The following is a 1,363-nucleotide window of genomic DNA, read 5'->3' as shown; positions in this document are numbered from 1 at the left end:
TTCGCCTGCCGCGTTGATGAGCTTGACCCGTTGGCCGAAGGCATCGTACTTCCATTGCGTGGTCTTACCCGAGCAGTCGGTGTAGCGGGCCAACTGACCGTCGCGGGTATAGGCGAGCTGCTTTTCGCCGCCGTTGGCATCGAGGATGGCGGTGGGCAGGTTGTCGCTGTTGTAGGTGTACTGGGTCTTGTTCTCCAGCGGGTCCTGGGTTTCGATGATGTTGCCGCGCTGGTCGTAGTCGTATTTCCACAGCCCGCCTTCAGCGTCGCGGGTCTTGAAGCGCTGGTCGAGGTCGTCGTAGGCATGGTGCACGGTCGAACCGTCGGGACGGATGTGCTGCAGTAAATTGCCGCGCTCGTCGTAGGCATACCGATCCAGGCTGCCATCGGGATGCACATGCTGGGTGACGTTCTCGCCCTCGTCGCGGAACAGCCACTCTTCGTTGCCGTCGGGATGGATGATGCGGTAGGTGTAGCCGAGGTGGTCGTAGTAGTGCCGGGTTTGCTGGCCGAGCGCATCGGTGACGGTGGTCAGGCGGATGTGTGCGTCCCACTTCAGGCGCGTGTCGAAGCTGCCGTCATCGGCCCATTCGCGCACGGCTCTGGCATCCGGGCCCTGGCCTTGCCATTCCAGGTTGATGGCCCTGGCGGTGCGGTCGGTGTAGCGGGTGATCAGGTGCTGCTGATACTGATACGTCCACTGCGCGCCGTGCTCATCGCGGGCGGTGTCAAGGTCGCCTTGGCCGCCGTACGTGTAGCAGGCCAGCTGGCGATCCTCCTGGCCATCGCGCATCAGCCAGAGCGACTGGATGTGGCCCTGCTCGTCGAGCCGGGTGTGCACATGCCGGTGCTGGGTGTCGTGCTGGTAGGTGACCAGGTCAGAGAGCACGGTGTGGCCGGCGTGATGATGTTCGTAATGCAGCGCGATACGCGCACCGCCACGCCGGGTGATGCCGATCAGGCGGAAACGATCGCCCACACGCTGGTAATGCTCTTGGCTTTTGTGGCCGCGGGCCAGGCTCAGGTGGGTTTCGTCGACCCGGATCAACAGCGTCTTTTCCACCGGGTCGTAATGGGGTTTGCCCTTGCTAGGTAAGGGATAACTGTGGGTGCGGCCATCGTCGGCGTGGTACAGGACGCTTGCGTCAACGACATCGAAGCGCATCGAGAACGGCGTGACCCAGCGGGCACCGAATTCACCGTCATCGTAGGCGTTCAGGCTGGAGCGGTAGGTGCGCACCCAGGCAATGGGAAATACGCCCGGCAGGTTGAAATCGACATGGGCGAGGGTTTCGGTGCCGCGCGCGTAACTGATGCTTTTACGGGTGCCAGGGCAGGCGCCGTTCAGGTCGCAGCGGGGGTCG

The 1,363-nt window shown here is 63.3% G+C and carries 1 protein-coding gene; it reads right to left on the bottom strand.

Going from position 1 to position 1,363, the window contains the following annotated elements; translation table 11 throughout:
- The coding region (locus ACIQUF_RS25575; RefSeq protein WP_403136522.1) for a DUF6531 domain-containing protein at nucleotides 1-1,363 on the bottom strand (1,363 nt) is incomplete at both ends.

The sequence above is a fragment of the Pseudomonas sp. NPDC090233 genome (assembly GCF_044772285.1).
Lineage (GTDB): Bacteria > Pseudomonadota > Gammaproteobacteria > Pseudomonadales > Pseudomonadaceae > Aquipseudomonas.
The sequence above is the reverse complement of the archived record's forward strand: the minus strand, read 5'-3'. Positions and strand labels throughout refer to the sequence as shown.